This is a genomic window from Pseudomonas sp. ok272 (genome assembly GCF_900109995.1).
Taxonomy (GTDB): domain Bacteria; phylum Pseudomonadota; class Gammaproteobacteria; order Pseudomonadales; family Pseudomonadaceae; genus Aquipseudomonas.
In genome coordinates, this window is the sequence record NZ_FOCB01000024.1 from 18,927 (window position 1) to 38,426 (window position 19,500).

Genomic DNA, 19,500 nt, shown 5'->3' on the forward strand with positions numbered 1-19,500 from the left:
CGTGCTTCTGCGAAGATTCTTTTCGAGAAGACCAACAATGACTCAGACTCAAACCTCTTTTTCCCCAGGCACACGGCCTGCGCGACTGCGTGCCTGCGGCGCCCTGCTCTGGTTTGTCAGCCCGGCGCTCCTGGCCGACGACGGCCCCGTGACCCTCGACCGACAAATCGTCAGCGCACCCTCGGTGGAATCCACCACCGTCGCCGAAATGGCCCGCTACGGCAGCAAGGTCGAGATCATCGACCGCGAACAGATCGAGCGCGCCGGCCCTGATGCCGATATCACCCGCGTGTTGCAGATGTCGGTCCCCGGCCTCTACGTCGCGCCGAAGAACGGCCCCTTCGACTACGGCACCTATTCCCTCCTGGGCGGACGCAACGACGACACCCTGATCCTGCTCGACGGCGTGCGCCTGAACAACCGCCTGTACGGCGGCCTGTACCTGGACACCCTGCCGGCCAACACCATCGAGCGCATCGAAGTGCTCAAGGGCGGCCAGAGCCTGCTGTTCGGCACCCAGGCCGTCGCCGGGGTGATCAACATCGTCACCCGCAGCGCCCAGACCCGCAAAGCCAGCGGCGAAATCAACCTGGGGCTGGACACCTTCATGGGTAAAAGTGCTGACGCCCGTGTCGAGAAGATCCTCAGCAATGGCTTGGGCGACCTCGGCCTGCTGGCCTACGTCAGCCATAACGTGTCCGATGGCTACCAGCCGTTTCGCAGCAGCGACATGAGCGCCACCGCCACCGACCGCAAGCGCGGCTACGACGTCTCGACCTTCGGCGCCAAGGCGACCCAGGCCTTTGCCGATGACGCGCGCCTGGAGTTGTTCTACCAGTACACCGATGCCAACCTGGATTTCGCCCGTCCCACCGACAACCGCCACACCACCAACGACCGCGTGCAACAGATCGCCACCGCCACCTTCGAACAGCGCGTCAACCAAAGCCTGAGCTACTTCGTCAAAGGTCACATCAACGATTGGGACACCCGCTACACCCGCGTCTATAACCTGGAAGGCGGCGGCACCCGGACCCTCAATGACAACGACTACTGGGGCTTCACCGACTGGGGCCTGCAAGCCGAAGGCAAGGCCGAATTGCCCGGTGGGCATGTGCTGGTGTTCGGTACGGACAACCAGTGGTTCAAGGGCCAGGACGATGTGATGGTGATCGACAACGAGCAGGCCGAAGCCCACGCGCTGTACACCCAGTTGCGCCCGGTGTTCGAGTCCCTGCCCGACTGGCACCCGAGCATCGGCGTGCGCCAGGAACACCTGAGCGGCGGCGAAAGCGCCACCGTAGGGATGATCACCTCGCTCTACGACCTGAGCGACAACTGGGCCGTGCGCGGCCAGTTCGGCACCGCCTACAAGCTGCCGAACGCCGAGCAGTTGTACGTCAACGAACCGGGCGACGAGATGGGCAACCCCCACCTCAAGGCCGAGAAAAGCCGCAACGCCGAGCTGGGCCTGGACTACAAGGGAACACTGCTGGACCGCACCTTCAGCGCCAGCGTCACCGGCTTTCGCCGGGAAATCGACGACATGATCAGCCTCGACGGCGACCAGTGGGTCAACGGTGATGGCGAGATCCTGGTGCGCGGGATCGAGGTCGACGGCCAGTGGCAACTCAATGACCAATGGCACCTGCAAGCGGACATGACCCGCAACCTGGTGGAAGGCCGCAACGGCGTGACCCTCAGCAACATCCCCAGCTTCTTCGCCCGCTCACGCCTGGGCTACGAGTCCGACAACCGCCGGTGGGGTGCCGGCGCAGCGATCCGCTACATTCGCGACATCGTCAGCTCCAGAGACATCGACTACGGCCATTACTCGGTGATCGACGCCGACGCCTACCGCTACCTCGACGGCGCCCATGCCCATCGCGTCAGCCTGCTGGTGGAGAACCTGTTCGACCGGGACTACGCCACCAGCATGACCAGCTCCAATCCGTCGGTGGACAACCTCGGCCGCCCGTTCACCGCGCAAGCGCGCTACACGTATCGCTTCTGATGGGCAGCACCGAGAAGGACTACGACCCGGCCTGGTCAACCCTCCCCGAGCACGCGCGCCAGGTGTTTCTGTGCACCGGTCCGCGCTGCACGCGCAAGGGCGCGCAACAACTGTGGAAGACCTTGCGCCGGGAGTTGCTGGCACGGGACCTGATCGAGACGCCCGCAGGTGTGTTGCTGACCCGGACCAACTGCCAGTTCCCCTGCAACCTGGGCCCGGTCCTCACCGTCTACCCGGACCGCTGCTGGTATGGGGTGCGCACTGACCAGCAGGTGCAGCGGCTGGTGGTCGAACATCTGTCCGGCGGCCAGCCGGTGGTTGACCTGCTGCTGCGCCCCGTTGCAGGAGACACGACGGATGTTTAGGTGGCTATTGGTTGCCTCCTGCCTGGCCGCAACAGTGCCGGCCGTGGCGCAGACCTATGAAAACTGCGGCAAGGCCCGGACCATCGACCGCCCGCCGCAGCGGATCGTCGCCCTCAACCAGCACAGCGCCGACACCCTGCTGGCGCTCGGCGTGGGACCCACACTGATCGGCATCGCCTACATCGACGACGACGGCGCCGCCATCGAGCACGGGGCGTACCGGGGCGTGCCGGTGATCTCCAAACTCTATCCCTCGGCCGAGGTGCTCTACGCCCAGCAGGCCGACTTAGTGGTCGGCGGCTTCGCCTCGGCGTTCGCCCCACACCTGAGCTCGCGCCCGGTCCTGGCCAGCCAGGGCATCGCCAGCTACCTGATGGAATCGGGCTGCGCCTCGCGCTCGCGCGATTTCTTCAAACACATCCGCCACGACCTGACCACCCTGGGCGCCCTGGTACAACGCCAAGCACAGGCCCAACACTTGATCGCTGCTCTGGACACCGACCTGGCAGCGACCCAGGCCTTGCACGGCAGCGCCAAGCCCTTGTCGGTGTTTTACCTGGACAGTGAAGCAGACGGCCTGCACAGCGTCGGCAAGAACGGCTTCATCACCACCCTGCTCAGCACCGCCGGCGCCCGCAACACCTTCGGCGACGTCGACATTGCACGCCTGAGCATCAGCCGCGAAACCCTACTCGACAGCGACCCCGACGTCATCCTCCTGGCCGACGCCGTCTGGTCCCCGGCCAGCCGCAAACGCCAACTACTGACCCGCGACCCCGTCCTCTCACAACTGCGCGCCGTGAAACAAAACCACCTGATCGACATCCCCTTCGCCCACCTCGTCCCCACCCTGGCCAGCGGCCGAGTGGCACTGGAACTGGCGCAACGCTTCAAACAGATCCAGGCACCGTAGGGCCGAGAGCGAGCTTGTCGGATCGCCGCACCGTCGCGAACGCGTCAGCACCGTCAACATCGGTGGTGAATGCGCTGCCGCCTTCGCCGGCAAGCCGCCCTCGCTCCCACAGTGGGGCCGAGGACAGCCGCTAAAGATGAGCCGCCTGGAAGGCTCGCACCCACAAAGGAATCAACCCCGGCGCCCTCAAGCCTCCCCCATCGCCACCCGCTGCACCAACCCATCGGCATGACAAATCACCCGATTGCGGCCCGTCGTCTTGGCCGCATACAACGCTAGGTCAGCATCATTGAGCCACTGCGTCGCATCGTCATGCATCGGATTGAACGCCGCCAGACCAATACTCAAACTGACCTTCAACTCCGGATTCTGCTCATAACCCAACCCCGCAAACCGATCCCGCAGCGCATCCATCGCCTTGACCGCATGAGCCAGCGGGACATCAGGCAGAATCACGCAAAACTCATCGCCGCCATAGCGCCCGGCAACGTCCGTGGCCCGCAAGTTCTGCTTGAAGATCTTACTCAGCTGCCGCAGCACCCTATCGCCGGCCACATGACCATAGGTATCGTTGATGCTCTTGAAGTGATCGATATCGATCAAGGCAATCGCCCCGCCGCGACGTTGGCGCTGGCAGCGCTGGAACTCGATGTCCAGCGCATCCTTCCAGGCGCCATGGTTCAACAGCCCCGTCAGGCTGTCGGTGCGGCTCAACGCCAACAGCTCACGCTTGCTGCGCCCCAGCGCATGGGTCTGGCGAAAGCAGATCCACCCCAGCGCCAAGGGATACAAGGTCAGCAACGGCATGCAGGCATACATCTGCAGCGCGCTGGTGCGGGGAATGAACGCCGGGAAGAACACCAACAACCCCAGGCCCATACCCAATGCCTGCGCCACACCGCCAATCAATAGAAAGCGCACACCGCCGATGGCGACGTTGTTCATCGCCATCATCGACAGCGCGGTCGCGGTGGGCAGTGGATTGAACTGCATCGCCGCGACCCAGAAGCCGCCCATGAACGAGTCGACCAGCAGGTTGCGATACTCAGCGTGGTACGGCGATTGTGAGCGGCATGCCAGTTGATAGGCCAGGTGGGGCCAGGCAAATGCATTGAACAACATCAACACCAGCAACCAGCCCGGCGGGTTGAGTGGAATGACCGCAGCCCCCACACACAACAATCCCAGGACCAACCCAAACATCCGCGACGTGTAGAGCCTCCTCGCCAACGAAAGCCCCTTTCCTCCAATACGTTGCATAGAAGCCAAAGCTCCTCAAAGCGGCTGATCGAAACAAACAATAGCCAAAGGTGTTGAAAGGGATGCCCGGAGTCTAACAGGGTGACGTCAATTAGCCATCACCGCCCGGCAGGCAAAACTGTCGCGCCAGACCGCCTATTGTCGAAAGTTTGGCTATAAATGACAGGGGCGTGGCGACGCTTGCCAGTACGTACACCCATAACCATAAGAAAGGGGGCCCATGCAGACCTATCACGTGCTGATCATCGGTAGCGGTTTTGGTGGCCAATGTGCAGCCGTCAATCTGCTCAAGGCCGGTATCGAGGACTTCCGGATCCTGGAACGGCGCGATTTTTTTGGCGGCACCTGGTGTCAGAATACGTACCCCGGCGCTGCGGTCGATGTCCCTTCCCCGTTGTATTCGCTGTCGTTTGCCCCGTACCCCTGGACCCGGTTGTTCGCCGAACAGGCCGAACTGCACCGCTACACCCAACACGTCGCCGACCGCTACCAACTGCGGGACAAGGTGCAGCTACAGGCGCTGGTCGAACGCGTCGAATGGGACGACGAGCAGCGCCACTGGCGGGTCTACACCGCCAGCCAAGGCACCTTCTGCGCCGCGTTCCTGATCAATGCCTCGGGGCCGCTGAGCCAACCGTTGGTCCCGTCCTTCGAGGGCCTGCAGCGTTTTGCCGGGCGGCAGTTTCACAGCAATGCCTGGGACCACGCCTACGACTATCGCGACAAGCGCGTCGCCATCGTCGGCAGCGGTGCCAGTGCCGCGCAAATCATTCCCGCCCTCGCGCCCGATGTCGCGCACTTGCATGTGTTCCAGCGCACCCCGCACTGGGTACTGCCCCGCGCCGACCGCCGTTTCGGGCGATTCCAGCGCTGGCTGCTGGGCATCAAGCCGGCCTATACGCTGCTGCGCTGGCTGATCTATTGGCAGTTCGAATCCCGGGTGATCGCCTTCAAGTACTCCCGCATCGCCCTCAAGCTGGTGCAGCAAAAAGCGCTCAAGCACCTCAAGCAGCAGGTGCCGGACGAACACCTGAGGCAAACGCTGACCCCGGATTTCACCTTCGGCTGCAAGCGCGTGATCCTCTCCAGCACCCTGTACCCGGCGTTGTCCCGGGACAACGTGAGCGTGCACGGTCGCGAACAGGGCATTACCTCCCTCGATGAAACCGGCATCAACACCGTGGATGGCCAGCACATCGACCTCGACTTGATCGTCTGGGCCACCGGCTACGACGCCACCGACGGCGCAATACCCTACCCGGTACGCGGCAAGGGCGGCGCCCTGCTCGCCGACGCCTGGGCGCATTACCCCCGCGCCTACCTGGGCACCAGCCTGCCCGGTTTCCCCAACCTGTTCATGATCCTGGGGCCCAACACCGGCATCGGCCATACCTCGGCGCTGTTCATCATCGAATCGCAGATGAACTACATCCTCGGCTGCCTGCGCACCCTCAAGGCCCAGGCGCTGCGCAGCATCGAAGTGCGCCAGGAGGCCGAGAGCGCCTACACCCGGATGATCCACCAGCAGATGCAACGCACCGTGTGGAAGTCCGGCGGCTGCCACAGTTGGTACCAAAGCCGTAGCGGCCACGTGATCGCACTGTTCCCCGGGTTCAGCTTCAGCTACTACCAACTGACCCGACGCGTGAAGCTGGCCGACCACATCCTGTCTTGACCCCTGCGCAAGGAGAACCCCATGTATCTACTGCTGATCGCTGTCCTGCTGTTGCTCCTCTGGATCTGGCGCACCTGGCCGCGTATCGGCCATCTGCTCTACAACGCCAGCATGGCCCTGGAGGCGCGCATGTATCACTTGCGCAAGGTCACGGTGCCCATTGCCGAGATGGGCATGGTCACGTACCTGGGCGGTCCGGCGACGGCAGAAAAAACGATCCTGATGCTGCATGGCTACAGCTGCGACAAGACCATTTGGCTGCGCTTCGCCCGGCACTTTGTCGATGACTACCGGGTGATCATTCCCGACCTGGCGGGCCATGGCGAAACCGGGTTCAAGGCCGGTGGCGGCTACGACATCCCGACCCAGGCGCAGCGGTTGATCCAGTTGCTCGATGCCTGCCAGGTAGACACGGTTCACCTGATCGGCAACTCCATGGGTGGCTACATCGCCGCCTGGCTTGCCGCGACCCACCCCGAGCGCGTGGCCTCCCTCGCCCTGATCGATCCCGCAGGCCTCAGTTCTCCCGAGCCCAGCGACATGGAGCGCATGCTGGCGCACGGCAGCAACCCGTTCCTGATTCACTCGGGCGCGGAATTCGCGCAGTTCTACGCCATGACCATGGCATCGCCGCCCTGGGTGCCGGCGGTAGTGCTGGCGGCCTTGGCCGAGCGCTATCAACGGCGACGCGATGAGCTGGCGGAGATCTTCGAAGACTTCCACGCCAGCCAACCCATCGGCAGCCACCTGCATGACATCCGCGCCCCCGCCCTGCTGTTATGGGGCCGGGAAGACCGCTTGCTGCACGTCAGTAGCGCCCAGGTCTGGGCCAAGGGCCTTGCAAGCGTGCGGATGGAAATCTGGGACGGCATCGGTCATATGCCCATGGTCGAGCGCCCAGGGCGCACTGCGCAGGTGTACCACGACTTTCTCCAGGCATTGGCCCCCCAACAGCAGTAAAGGCCTGATCCTCTGTGGGAGCGAGCCTGCTCGCGAAAAGGCCGACCCATTCACCACCGCTGTTGACTGTATTGACGCTATCGTGAGCAGGCTCGCTCCAGGGGTTATGGGGTGGGCCTTGCCAGCAGTCCTGTACAGAATGAAGTTCAGAGAAAACGTCGTTTGCATGCCTTGGGCAAGCCCAACAGAATCGCCCCACACTTGTGTCGCCGCGCCAGGACCCGACTTATGAGCAACCCCAACTTCGTCAGCCCCGACCTGATCCGCCAACGTTTCTCACGGGCCATGTCGGACATGTACCGCGAAGAAGTGCCGCTATACGGCGCCTTGATGGAACTGGTGGCGCGGACCAACGCCCAGGTGCTGGAGAGCGACCCGGCGATTGCCCGGCAGTTGCGTGCTACCGGTGAAATCGAGCGCCTGGACCTTGAGCGTCACGGTGCGATCCGGGTCGGCACCGGCGAAGAGCTCGCCACCCTGTGTCGATTGTTCGCGGTGATGGGCATGCAACCCGTTGGCTACTACGACCTGACGCCCGCCGGGGTGCCTGTGCATTCGACGGCCTTTCGCGCCGTGCATGAAGACGCGTTGCAGGTCAGTCCGTTTCGCGTGTTCACCTCGCTGCTGCGCCTGGAGCTGATCGAGAGTCCCGAGCTGCGCGCCTTTGCCGAATCGACACTGGCCAAGCGTTCGATCTTCACCCCCAAGGCACTTGAGCTGATCGCCCAAGCCGAGCAACACGGCGGCCTCGACGAGTCGCAAACCCAGCAGTTCGTCGAGCACGCGCTGGAGACCTTCCGCTGGCACCGCAGCGCCACGGTCACTGCGGCGCAGTACCAGCAACTCAGCGCCCAGCATCGCCTGATCGCCGACGTCGTCGCGTTCAAGGGACCGCACATCAATCACCTGACCCCGCGCACCCTGGACATCGACATCGTGCAGGCCCAGATGCCCGTGCATGGCATCACCCCCAAGGCCGTGATCGAAGGCCCGCCCCGGCGCCAGTGCCCGATCCTGCTGCGCCAGACCAGCTTCAAGGCGCTGGACGAACCCATCGCCTTCACCGACCAACAACAGGCCCACGGCAGCCACAGCGCGCGCTTCGGCGAGATCGAGCAACGGGGCGCAGCCCTGACCCCAGCCGGTCGTGCCCTCTACGATCGCCTACTCAATGCCGCCCGCGATGAACTCAAGGACTTCCCCAACGAAGGCAACGCCGCACGCTACAACCAACTGATGAGCGAGCACTTCCGGGCCTTCCCCGACACCTATGCCGCTATGCGCGAACAGGGCCTGGCGTACTTTCGCTACTTCACCACCGAGCAAGGCCGGGCAGCCGGGCGCGACGAACTGGCCGGCTTGTCGCTGGACCGCCTGGTCGAGGCCGGGTTTCTCAAGGTCGAGCCACTGGTGTACGAGGATTTCCTCCCGGTCAGCGCGGCAGGGATCTTCCAGTCAAACCTGGGCGACGGCGCGCAGGCGCACTATGCGCAACACGCCAACCAACACGCCTTCGAGCAGGCGTTGGGGCGCTCGACCATCGATGAGCTGGCGCTGTATGCGCAGACGCAGCAACGCTCGATCGTTGAATGTGGCAAGGCGTTGGATATGCCAGGACTGGCGTGAGCCAATGGCGGTGTGCTGACGGGAATTTAAACGGGAGGCTGGAAAAAAGTTGTACATCTGAATGTTGCTTGTCGAACTTTTTGGGAAGAGTCCGCCCAGCGCACTGGCCTGGCAATCCGTGCACTGGTAAAGAGCCACCACACTGGGCGAACCGGGGGAAATGTTAATGCAACCGGCAAGGGATGTCTGGTGACAAATCGTGAATAAGTGTGCACAGCATGTTTCAAAAAACACCAAACCGAAAAAAAGCGAACCCCGCCGATTCGATAAGCATCATTCAAACGCAAACGCGGTATCGGCGGGGGTCGCTTTTCAGCAGCGCTGGCCTTAGCCCTTGCTGGTAGAAACCTTCAGCACGTCGGTGTAAGTCACCACCACGCTCTGCCCCTCTTTCAGGTCCTTGAGCTTGGCCTGGACTTTCGGGTCCTTGACATCCAGCACCTTGGACACGCCCGCTGGATTCTTCAAGGTGACCTGATTGTGCTTCAAGTCGATCTTGGTGATTTGCAGCTCGACCTTGACCTGGCGGTAGGCTTCGCCGCCCGGATTCGGGTTGTCCGCTGTCGCACGTACTTCCCCTTCACGGGCGACAGTGCCCGGCTGACCCTTGTCGACGGTGGTGTCGAGCAGCACCGCGACCGAACGGATCACATCGACCTGCACCTTGTCACCGGCCTTGAGGTTGCCCAGGTCTTTGGCCTTGTCACTCAACTGCACGGAAACCGGCTGGCCGTCTGCGCCTTCCACCACCACCACGTGATTGGCCGCATCGACCGAAATAACCTTGGTGTTCACCTGCTCGGCCTGCACCACGTTCGACAACGGAATCTGCGCCGCGTAAGCCGTGAGGCTAGCGCTGGACAGCACGGTCGCCAGCATGATGGCTTTGGTCAGTGTATGAAGTTTCATGGCGATACATTCCCTGTGAGCATTCTGGATGGGTAACGACTTGTCGAAAGACTAAAGCCTAATGTGCCGTGGGAGCATAGACGCAGATCAGCACTTCGCCTGAAACATTGCGCTGTCGACCTGAGGCAACGTGAGGGCTGCTGCATGGTTTTTGTCGTTTGACGATTGCTCAAGGCGTGGGGACGGACCCTAAGCTTGAGGCTGGTCTAGCCATAACGATAAGAAAGGAGACTCCATGCCTCGTTTTACCCTGTCCTCTCGCGGCCTGCTGGCCGCCCTGATCACCGCCTGCCTGGCCCAGTCCGTCAGCGCCGCCCAGGCCCCCGTTGCCGCCAGCCCGCTGACGGCAGCGAGCAATGCGGCGGTACTCAAGCAACTGCCCTTCAGCGATCGCACCGACTATGAGTCGGTCGACCGTGGCTTGATCGCGCCGTTCAGCGGACAGATCAAGACCGCCGACGGCAAGGTGATCTGGGACACGTCGTCCTATCGCTTCCTCGACAAGGACCAGGCGCCCGACACCGTCAACCCGAGCCTGTGGCGCCTGGCCCAGCTCAGCACCCACGCCGGTCTGTTTGAAGTCAGCCCGAAGATCTATCAAGTGCGCGGCCTGGACCTGGCCAACATGACCATCATCGAAGGCGATGACGGACTGATCATCGTCGACCCACTGACCATGGCCGAAACCGCCAAGACCGCGCTGGACCTGTACTACCAGAACCGCGCGCGCAAGCCGGTGGTGGCGGTGATCTACACCCACACCCACGTCGACCACTTTGGCGGCGTGCGCGGGGTGATCGACGAAGCGGACGTCAAGGCTGGCAAGGTCAAGGTCTACGCACCTGCCGGGTTCATGGAACACGTGATGAGCGAGAACGTCTACGCCGGTAACGCCATGAGCCGCCGGGCCCAGTTCCAGTTCGGCAGCCTGTTGCCTCGCGGTGACAAGGGCCAGGTCGATGCCGGCATGGGCAAGACGGTGCCCAGCGGTGGCACCATCACGCTGATCGAACCCACCGACCTGATCAGCCAGGCGCAGGAAACCCGCACCATTGCCGGGCTGGAGTTCGAGTTCCAACTGACGTCCGGCACCGAAGCACCCGCCGAGATGAATTTTTACCTGCCGCAGCTGCGCGCCTTGTGCATGGCCGAGAACGCCACGCAAATGATGCACAACCTCCTCACCCCCCGTGGCGCCGAAGTGCGCGACGCCAAGGCCTGGTCCCACTACCTGGACAGCAGCCTGACGCAGTACGGCGCCAAGACCGACGTGTTGTTCGCCCAGCACAACTGGCCGACCTGGGGTGGCGAACGTATCCGCACCCTGCTCGCCGATCAGCGTGACATGTACGCCTTCCTCAACGACCGGACCCTGCACCTGTTGAACCAGGGGATGACGCCGATGGAGATTGCACAGAACATGCAAAAACTCCCCGGCGAGCTGGAAAACAAGTGGTACACCCGCAGTTACTACGGCTCGCTGAGCCACAACTCGCGAGCGGTGTACCAGCGCTACATGGGCTTCTATGACGGCAACCCGGCCAACCTCAATCCGTTGCCGCCCGTGGAGACCGCCAAGCATTACGTCGATGCCATCGGTGGCACCCAGGCGGTGCTGGGCAAGATGCGCGAGGCGATGACCAAGGGCGACTACCGCTGGGCCGCGCAACTGGGCAACCAGTTGGTCTTCGCCGAGCCGGACAACGCCGAAGGCCGCGAAGCCCAGGCCCGGGCGCTGGAGCAGTTGGGCTACCAGAGCGAGAACGCCACCTGGCGCAACATGTACCTGACCGGCGCGATGGAGCTGCGCAACGGTGTACCGAACAACACGGGCAGCTCCGTGTCGGTAGACATGGTACGGGCGATGACCCCGGACATGTTCTTCGACTACCTGGCCATTCGCCTGGACAGCGAAAAGGCCGTCGGCCACGACCTGACCCTGAACTGGATCTTCGAGAGCCCCGAGCAGGCGTACAACCTGACCTTGCGCAACGGGGTGCTGACCCACCGCGCCGGCAACAATCCCCAGGCCGATGCGAGCGTGCGCATGAGCAAATCGACCCTGGAGCAAATCAGCCTCAAGCAAGTCGACTTCCCCACCGCCCTCCAGAAAGGCTTGATCAAGCTCGAAGGCAATGGCAAGAAGCTCGGCGAGTTGCTCACCAGCCTCGACACCTTCAGCCCCCAGTTCAACATCGTCACACCCTGATCGACTGCAGCGGCAAAACAACCGCCAGACCGGAAACGGCCTGGCGGTTTATGCGTAATGGGCCGGCCTCTTCGCCGGCAAGCCGGTCTCGCTCTCACCGTGGTCTTCGGTGGACACAACATCTGTGCCCAACCCAGATTCCTTTGTGGGAGCGAGCCCGCTCGCGAAAGCGGTGGGTCAGTCAACGCGGGGCTAGCCGTGCCGGCCTCTTCGCCGGCAAGCCGGTCTAGGCGGGAACCACCTCCACCCCGGGCATCATCCAGCGCTGGTCGATCACCTGCGCCTGCGGCCCGTACAAGCGCAGGATCAGGGTGAACGCGCCGCTGGCCGGGGCCGGTAGCCAGTTGCTCTGGCCATGGTCGGGGGCGGTGCTTTGTACCCACAACGCCAGGCCGCCATCGGCGTCGGTTTGCAGGCGGTCGCGGCTGCTCAGGCAGTAGCGGTCGATGCCATTGGCCACCAGTTGGCGGTCCGGCAGGTCGTACAAGGTCAATGACCAGAACTCGCTGGCCGGGGGCAATTGCCCGGGGGCAAAACGCAACCGGTAGCGCTGGCCGCCCACCAGTGGCTGGCCCTGGTTGTCCCGCTGGCTGCCGGTGTAGAACGCCTCTTGCACGCTGTTGCCATAGATGCCGAGGGAGGCGGCCAGGGCGCGGTTGAGGTAGTTGTTGTGCATCGCCTCGCGCGTACCGAACAGACCCAGGGTGCTACGGACCTTGGCGCCTTCGGTCTTCATCTGCAGTTGGGCGTCCTGGATGCCGGCCATCAGCGCCTGGCGCTGCTCGGCAGACAACGCCGCCAGGTCAAACCCCTGCCCCGGCACGATGCCGATCTGCATGAACTGCGCACGCAGCGCCTGCTCCGTGGGGTGGGTCGGGCACAGCGTGAGGATCTGGTTGAGCTGACGGATAAACCCCGGGCCCAACCCGGTCTTGGCGTCCCACGCCTGCCAGGCAATCACCGGCGCCGCGACGGGGGCCGGGGTGCCGGCGTACGTGTGCAACGCCTGGAGGCGGTATTGCTGCTGCAAGGCGCGCACCGCGGGCATGTCGTCAGGGCCATTCAATCCGGTGCGCCCCAGCACCATCACAATCTCGGTTTCGCTGCGCAGCACGGCCTTGATCCCCGCCGGGGTTTCACCCTGCCAGCCGGGACCTGCAATCAGGTAGTCCCCCGCTTCGCGCCCGGTGCTCAACACCCCGACGTAGGCGAAGTTATGGGTGTATTGATCGACCAATTGATGCACGTAATAGCGGTCCTCGCCCACCGCCGGCACACTCAGAACCTGGGGTTCGCTGCGCAGGTCGAGCCAGGCCCAGGAATACGGCGTGTCGTTGTTGGGCGTGACGATTTCGCGGTTCTGTGGGGTGTACAACTCGCTGTAGTGACGAAAGCGATTGAACCCACCGACGTACTCGGCCGCCGCCGGGTCCAGCACCTGCTTTTCCATGGTCTGGTAGTGCATCAGCATGGGATAGGCGTAGATCCACGCCTGGGCGGTGAGCGCGCGGAACGCGTCAGGCGCGGTCGAATTGACCTGGCTGGCCGCCAGCAACCAGCTTGGGCAGGCCAGTGCCGCACCGCACACACTCAAACCGCCCAGCAGGCGGCGGCGACTAAAAGGAATATTCATGGTTCAGCCCTCGACCACAATGGGTTCAATGATGGGGAACGCACCACCGCCATCCCGCGCCAGCTGTGGCGGCCGGTAAAGGCGCAACAGCCCATCGAGCGACAGGTTGGCGGCGATGCGCGCTTCGCGAGCAGGGCTTACTTGGCCCAGCGACGCAGGTCCGAAGGGGTGTAGTCGTCCGTCTTGGCCGGGAAACCGACGCGCATGGGCGCGGTTTCCTCGTTGGCCAGGCCACCGGCGTAGTAGCGCCCGGCGATCAGGTCATAGGAGGTTTCCAGCACGTTGTAGGTGAAGTTGTGATCGTAGTGCTGGATCGCATGCAACTCGCCACTGCGCCACAGTTCGCCACGGCTGTCGTACTGGTCCGACTGCGCGATCTGCCAGCTGTCCTCGTCCACATAGAAACGCCGCTTGGCATAGATGTGGCGCGCGCCCGGCTTGAGCGTGGCCTCCACCACCCACACGCGGTGCTTCTCGTAGCGCGCCAGGTCCTGGTTGACGTGGTTGGGCTTGACCACCGCGTCGTACTTGAGATCGTGGCTGCCGATCTTGTAGCTGTTGTAGGGGATGTACAGCTCCTGCTTGCCGATCAGTTTCCAGTCGAACCGATCCGGCGCGCCGTTGTAGCCGTCAATGTTGTCGGCCGTGATCAGGCCGTTGCTGTAACGGGCGCTGTTGTCATAGGCAATCATCGGCGCGCGACGCACCCGACGCTGCCCCGGCAGGTACTGCCAGGCCGAACGCGGCTCGGCCACCTGGTCGATGGGTTCGTGCACCAACACCGCTTCGCCGGACAGGCGCGCCGGCTCCAGCACCCGGCTCTTGAACATGAACAGGACGTTGTTGCCCGGCTCCAGCCCGCTGATGGTGTCGGCGAAGTTGATCAGCGACTGGTTGCGCACAAAGCTGACCGCACCGTTTTCACGGACCAGTGCCGCGCTGCTGATGCGCTCGTAGCTGCCGCCGCGGTAGCGGGTCATGTGGTTCCACATCACCTCCAGCGCTTGGGTCGGCAACGGGAACGGGATGCCATGGGCGTAGTCGTGCAGGCCGTTGCCGCCATCGGCCATGCTGGTCTTGGCGACGTTCTCGCGGCTCTGGTCGTACACCGCCTTGGGCAGGTTGGCGCTGCGATGGGTCGGGTAGATGTTCATCGTATAGCTGTCGGGATAGCGCTTGAACATCGCCATTTGCCCGGGGCTCAAGAACGTCTGGTACTGCGCCACGTTCTGCGCGGTGATGGTGAACAGTGGTTTCTCACTGGCATAGGGGTCGCTGTAGCCGCCCTTGCTGTCGACGGTGCCGGCGTTGCTTGCCAGGCCTCCGGTCCACGCCGGGATGCTGCCGTCGGCGTTGGCCGCCATCTCCGAGCCCATCGGCGTCAGGGTCTTGCCCAGCGCCGCCGAGTCAGTCCCTTTGGCGTGAGCCAGGCTCGCCGCGCAAGCCAGGGCCAGCACACACAATTGCATACGCATGATCAGTACTCCTTAGAAGTCGACCTTGAAGTTGACCGACGCAAAATCGCGGTCGTCCAGGGTGCTGTAGTCGTTGGAACCGAAGAAGGCGTTGTAGGCCACTTCCACGCTGTAATCGTTCATGTAGGTACCGGTCAGGCTCAGGCCCAGTGCTTGCTGGCCTTCCTGGAACGGACCTTGGGGGTCGTACGAGTAACCCGACACGTCATGGCGCCAGTTGACCGCCGGAATCAGGTTGACCCCCGGCAGCACGTCGCTGTACTCAAGGCTGGCGCGCAGGCGATAGCCCCACGACCACTCGGTGGCAAAGCCCTTGTCGGTGCAGTACTGGTTGGTGACGCCCGAGGCGACGGTGTTGCACGGCGTACCGTTTTTCGGGGCACTGCGGCCGAACGCAGCGCTGCGCCCCAGGCGCTCGTCACCCAGGTCGTCGATGTGCACCACCCCGGCCTCACCGAACAGGCTCAAGCGCGTGGCGCCGAGGATGTTGTCGTAGGCCTGGGTCGCGGAGCCGGTCATCTGCCACACGCCCTTGCGCACCCAGCCGTCGTAGCGGTCGCCACGGTTGGTGTTGAAGCCTGGCGGCAAGTCGACCCACGAACTGCCCGCCGCCCCGGAAATCACCGCGACGTTGATGTCCGGGGCGTTGATCGCCAGGGGCATGTTCGGGCGGTAGCTGATTTCACCGGCCAGCGAGATCCCGGAGTTGGGTTCCACGCCATTGAGGCTGACGCCGTACAGGTGAATGTTCTCCGGGAACGCCGCCGCGTAGCTCGGGTTCTGCACGCCGCCGGGAAAGGTCCCGGGCTTGCCCACGTCCTTGGCGTCGAGGGTGAAGTACGGCAGGCGCGAGTGGTAGTTGATGTAGTAGAACGCGGCCTCGGCGTCGTTCAGTGCCGGGATCATGTTGCGGATCGCAAAGCCGTACTGGCCGCCATCGGACGGATCTTCATTGCCCCGGGAACTGGCGTACAAACCGGCCTTCTGCATCTGCTGGTCGGTCTGTACCTGGGTCAGGTACAGCGGCCCGCAGCCCTTCTGGATCGCATCGCTGCTGGCGAAGAACGTGCCGCACCCATCGAGCGCACTTTCGCGCCATTGGTATTGGTAGAAGCCTTCCAGGTTCACCGTATCGGTCAGGCCAAAGCTGAACGAGACCATGCCCACCGGCAACTGGCCTTCCTTGATCTCCACGCCCGGACGGTTGAACGCCGAGATGTCCAGCGGGTTGATGACGTTGATGCCGTTCTGGATCAGCAGCGACTCACCCCAGGACAGCACCTGGTTGCCGACCTTCACGTTCAGCGGGCGGTCGGCGACCACGAAGTCTTTCCACAGGTAGGCATCCAGGGTCTCAAAGCCCTTGAACTTGGTCAGGTCATCCCAGCCCGAGTCGTCAAACTGCTTGAAGCGGCCCTCGCCGTTTTCATAGGCCTGGTCGTACCAGTACTTGAAGCGCACAAAGGCGCCCTGCCCTTGTCCGTCGAGACTAAGGTCGGTCAGGCCCTTGTAGATCTGTGAGATTTGGTCGCCCTTTTCGAAGTTCAGGCGGTTGTCATCGGCACTGACGCTACTGCCGTTGGCACCGTGCACACCTTGCGCTTGCAACGCGTTGGCACGGGTCATCAGGCTCTTGTCGGGGCTTTGCGTCGACCAACTGCTGCCTATCGACAGCGAGGTCTTGGTCGACAGGCTCCAATCCTCGTTGAAGTCGAAGGTGGTCGCCTGCGCCGGCGCAGCGATCGCCGCGAGGATCGCGAAAGCAAGCGGTTGCGGTCGTGTTTGGCCAACCCGTGCGAGCCCTTGGCGGACGCGGGTGTTGGCCGAGCGTGTTGTTATCATTATTAGGCTCCGGTCGGATGTACTCAGCCCGGTCAAAATGCCCAACAATCCAACAACAGGCGCAAGCGCCGCGGGACAAAAAATGATCATCTGCCGATTCAGGCGTGATCGTTACACGCCTGGAAGTGGCTGAGGCGAAACTGCTTGGGTGTGATCCCGAACTGCTTGCGGAACGCGCGGATAAAGTTGCTCGGCTGGCGATAGCCCAGGCGTTCGGCGATGCGCTCAATGGGCTGGTCGCCTGCGGTCAACCAGTGGCGCGCCAGGTCCAGGCTGTCGCTGCGGGTTTCATGGGGCGCCGCCACGTGCCAGTGACGCAGCATGCTTTGGTGCAGGAACGGATTGGCGCTGAGCAACGGTAAGTCGAGCATGGCCCGGGGCAGGACCAGGCACGGATGGTCGCCCCCTTCAACATCGATACCCTGCCCCTTGAGCCAGTCCCCGGCCGCCTGCCCGAGCGCCAGGTCGACACGGCGGAACAGCTCGGCCGGAGCCTTGCCGACCCGCCGCGAGATATTGCGCACCAGGCTCAGGGTCGCCGCGTCCAGGGCAAAGAAATGCGGCAAGCCAGACGCGACCGGGCGCAGGTGCAGGCGCGCCTCGTTGTCCTGCTCCTCGAGTTCGGCCAGCACGTGGTTGGTGACCCGTGGCAAGTAGTCGGTGAAACACCTCAGGCTGACGCGCAAGGTGGCCGCCGAATCCAACAGGATGTTCATCCCTTGCAGGCAACTGGTGGCCATGCCGTTGACCAGCTCGCAACCGAAGTTGCGCCCCACCCCCGCGTTCTCGCACTCACGCCACAGTTGTTCCACCAGCCGTGCCGGGATGTGCTGGTGCTGATCATCGAGCCAGGACTGACGGATACCGGCGCGTTGCAGCAGTTGCTCCTCACACAGGCCAACCTGGCGGGCATGGCTGAGAATGGTGCGTGTGAACGCGCTGGAGGCGAACGTTTGATCCGGCATGAGCGACCGCTCCTCATAAACGAGGGTTGTACTTATGCCAGCCGGCATGCTATCGATCAAATGCATTAAAAGTATCCACTGCATGCAGGAGACGCATAATGGATCTTCGTCAGCTTCGCCACCTGGTGGCCCTGGCCGATTACCGCAGCTTCGGCCGCGCTGCCGAGGCGATCAACCTCAGCCAACCGGCATTCAGTCGCAGCATCCAGACCCTGGAGCGCGACCTCGATTGCGCCTTGATCGAGCGCAGCAGCCGCGAGTTTCGTCTCACCGGACAAGGTCAACTGGTGCTGCAGCATGCCCGGCGCCTGCTGGCGGGCAGCCAGGCCCTGCACAACGAACTGATGCAGTACAACGGCCTGACCGGCGGCGAACTGCATTTCGGCTGCGGCCCCTACCCCGCGCAAGTGTTGGTGCCCGAAGCCCTGGCCGATTTCATCAGCGCCCACCCGGCGATCCGCACCTGCTTCCATCAAGGCGACTGGGAACAACTGGCGACCTGGCTCAAGGAGCAACAGATCGAGTTCCTGGTGGCCGATGCGCGCTACTTCACCGGTAACCCGCAGTACCACGTGCACCTGCTGCGCCCGCGCCGCGGACGCTTCTTCTGTCGCACCGGGCACCCGCTGGCTGCACACAAACGCCTGCCACTGCGTGCACTACTCGACTATCCCGTGGTGGGCACGCGGATACCGCCGATGATCCGCAAAATCCTCGCCGATGCACAGGGAGAAGCCGACTTTCGAGTCAGCGTCGAGTGCGCCCAGTTCGACACCATTTGCCGCGTCGTCATGCGCTCCGACGCGGTGGGCCTGGCCACGCTGGAAGCCCTGAATGAGTTGGCGCAAAACGGTGCGATCAACCTGCTGACCTTCGACGACATTCCCGCTGACGATCCAGGGCTGCACCTGCACTACGGCGTGGTCAGCCGCGCCGGACACTCCCTGACCCCGGCAGCCCAGGCGATGGTGGATGCGATTCTGGCGGTGGATGAGCGCTTGCTGACCGGGCACCCGTAGCGCCTTCCACCGCCGCTGTCACCGCCCACTGAGAAAAATCTGCGCCGGCAAGGTAAACCCACGCAGCTTGAGCAACGCCATCGGCCCAGCCCCCAATTCGGTGCGCAGGTGCCAGGTCAGGCCCAGGCCATCCGGGGCCCGTTGCACGATCTGGTAGCGGCTGTCGCCGTCGTCCAGCGGCGTGACCTTGGCCTGCTCCAGCCAGCGGATCAGGCCCCAGGTGCCCTGGTAGTCACCGAACAATCGCTCGCCGGCCTTGACGCTGGTCCAGGTCAAACTGGCGCCCGGGTGGTCGCTGCGCCCAGGCCAGTTGAAGCGTTGCCAGCTTTCCTTTTGGTTGAAGTATTCGTGGCGCTCGCCGTTGAGGATGAAGGTGGTCTGCACCACGTCGCGCACCGGTTTGCCGCGCAGTTCAAAACCCATGCCCAGGCCGCCGTCGGTGTAGAGCACGTCGGCCAGGTGGCTGAGTTGGTTGATCGCGCTGAGGAACTGCGGGTTGAAACGCAAGCCCTGGCTGTGGCTCGGATCGGCCACCCAGCGGCTGCCTTCCTTGCGCAAGACGCCACCCAGTTGCTGGCTCAGGAACTGGTCGAGGCGCCCGGAGTCGGCGCGGATCATCTGCCCCAGCATCGGCA

General features: G+C 63.5%; 15 protein-coding genes. 8 read left to right on the forward strand and 7 right to left on the reverse strand.

Going from position 1 to position 19,500, the window contains the following annotated elements; genetic code table 11:
* Positions 1–37: 37 nt before the first annotated feature.
* The 3 genes from BMW74_RS23195 to BMW74_RS23205 are packed head-to-tail and all read left to right on the forward strand — an operon-like array spanning position 38 to position 3,292.
* Positions 38–2,014, forward strand: a complete 1,977-nt coding sequence (locus tag BMW74_RS23195) for a TonB-dependent receptor plug domain-containing protein (protein ID WP_093426464.1) — start codon at positions 38–40, stop codon at positions 2,012–2,014.
* Complete coding sequence (locus BMW74_RS23200) at positions 2,014–2,379, forward strand: (2Fe-2S) ferredoxin domain-containing protein (protein WP_093426465.1); 366 nt, start codon at positions 2,014–2,016, stop codon at positions 2,377–2,379. Before BMW74_RS23195 ends, BMW74_RS23200 begins: the two co-directional genes overlap by 1 nt.
* Positions 2,372–3,292 (forward strand): ABC transporter substrate-binding protein, encoded by a 921-nt coding sequence (locus BMW74_RS23205; RefSeq protein WP_093426466.1) that lies wholly within the window; start codon positions 2,372–2,374, stop codon positions 3,290–3,292. The genes BMW74_RS23200 and BMW74_RS23205 overlap by 8 nt, the downstream gene beginning before the upstream one ends.
* Before the next feature lie 186 nt (positions 3,293–3,478).
* On the opposite strand, the gene BMW74_RS23210 is transcribed toward BMW74_RS23205, so the two are convergent.
* The gene (locus BMW74_RS23210; RefSeq protein WP_093426467.1) at positions 3,479–4,552 is read right to left on the reverse strand and encodes a diguanylate cyclase; all 1,074 of its coding nucleotides are present in this window, start codon (positions 4,550–4,552) and stop codon (positions 3,479–3,481) included.
* A gap of 220 nt (positions 4,553–4,772) precedes the next feature.
* On the opposite strand from BMW74_RS23210, the gene BMW74_RS23215 reads away from it, so the two are divergent.
* From BMW74_RS23215 to BMW74_RS23225, 3 genes are all read left to right on the forward strand, one after another.
* Positions 4,773–6,227 (forward strand): flavin-containing monooxygenase, encoded by a 1,455-nt coding sequence (locus BMW74_RS23215; protein WP_093426468.1) that lies wholly within the window; start codon positions 4,773–4,775, stop codon positions 6,225–6,227.
* 21 nt (positions 6,228–6,248) lie between these two features.
* Entirely contained in the window at positions 6,249–7,187 is a 939-nt protein-coding gene (locus tag BMW74_RS23220; RefSeq protein ID WP_093426469.1) for an alpha/beta fold hydrolase, read from the forward strand.
* Positions 7,188–7,415: 228 nt separating this feature from the next.
* On the forward strand, positions 7,416–8,813 hold the full coding sequence (locus tag BMW74_RS23225) for a 2-oxoadipate dioxygenase/decarboxylase HglS (protein ID WP_093426470.1): 1,398 nt from the start codon (positions 7,416–7,418) through the stop codon (positions 8,811–8,813).
* A 327-nt stretch (positions 8,814–9,140) separates the two neighbouring features.
* Here the strand turns inward: BMW74_RS23225 and BMW74_RS23230 are convergent, their stop codons facing one another.
* Entirely contained in the window at positions 9,141–9,722 is a 582-nt protein-coding gene (locus BMW74_RS23230) for a hypothetical protein (protein WP_093426471.1), read from the reverse strand.
* 235 nt (positions 9,723–9,957) lie between these two features.
* On the opposite strand from BMW74_RS23230, the gene BMW74_RS23235 reads away from it, so the two are divergent.
* A complete protein-coding gene (locus tag BMW74_RS23235) occupies positions 9,958–11,931 on the forward strand; it encodes an alkyl/aryl-sulfatase (RefSeq protein WP_093426472.1) in 1,974 nt (657 codons plus the stop codon).
* Positions 11,932–12,157: 226 nt separating this feature from the next.
* On the opposite strand, the gene BMW74_RS23240 is transcribed toward BMW74_RS23235, so the two are convergent.
* The 4 genes from BMW74_RS23240 to BMW74_RS23255 form a co-directional block, all read right to left on the reverse strand.
* Entirely contained in the window at positions 12,158–13,564 is a 1,407-nt protein-coding gene (locus BMW74_RS23240; protein WP_093426473.1) for a DUF1254 domain-containing protein, read from the reverse strand.
* Positions 13,565–13,701: 137 nt separating this feature from the next.
* Complete coding sequence (locus BMW74_RS23245) at positions 13,702–15,039, reverse strand: DUF1329 domain-containing protein (protein WP_093426474.1); 1,338 nt, start codon at positions 15,037–15,039, stop codon at positions 13,702–13,704.
* Between the two features lie 12 nt (positions 15,040–15,051).
* Positions 15,052–16,881: a DUF1302 domain-containing protein gene (locus BMW74_RS23250; protein ID WP_093426475.1), complete on the reverse strand. Its 1,830-nt coding sequence runs from the start codon at positions 16,879–16,881 to the stop codon at positions 15,052–15,054.
* A gap of 98 nt (positions 16,882–16,979) precedes the next feature.
* The gene (locus tag BMW74_RS23255; RefSeq protein WP_093426476.1) at positions 16,980–17,846 is read right to left on the reverse strand and encodes an AraC family transcriptional regulator; all 867 of its coding nucleotides are present in this window, start codon (positions 17,844–17,846) and stop codon (positions 16,980–16,982) included.
* A 98-nt stretch (positions 17,847–17,944) separates the two neighbouring features.
* Here BMW74_RS23255 and BMW74_RS23260 point away from each other — a divergent pair, with 98 nt between their 5' ends.
* Entirely contained in the window at positions 17,945–18,865 is a 921-nt protein-coding gene (locus tag BMW74_RS23260; RefSeq protein ID WP_093426477.1) for a LysR family transcriptional regulator, read from the forward strand.
* 18 nt (positions 18,866–18,883) lie between these two features.
* Here the strand turns inward: BMW74_RS23260 and BMW74_RS23265 are convergent.
* The coding region (locus BMW74_RS23265) for a type VI secretion IcmF C-terminal domain-containing protein (RefSeq protein ID WP_305881718.1) at positions 18,884–19,500 on the reverse strand (617 nt) is incomplete at its 5' end.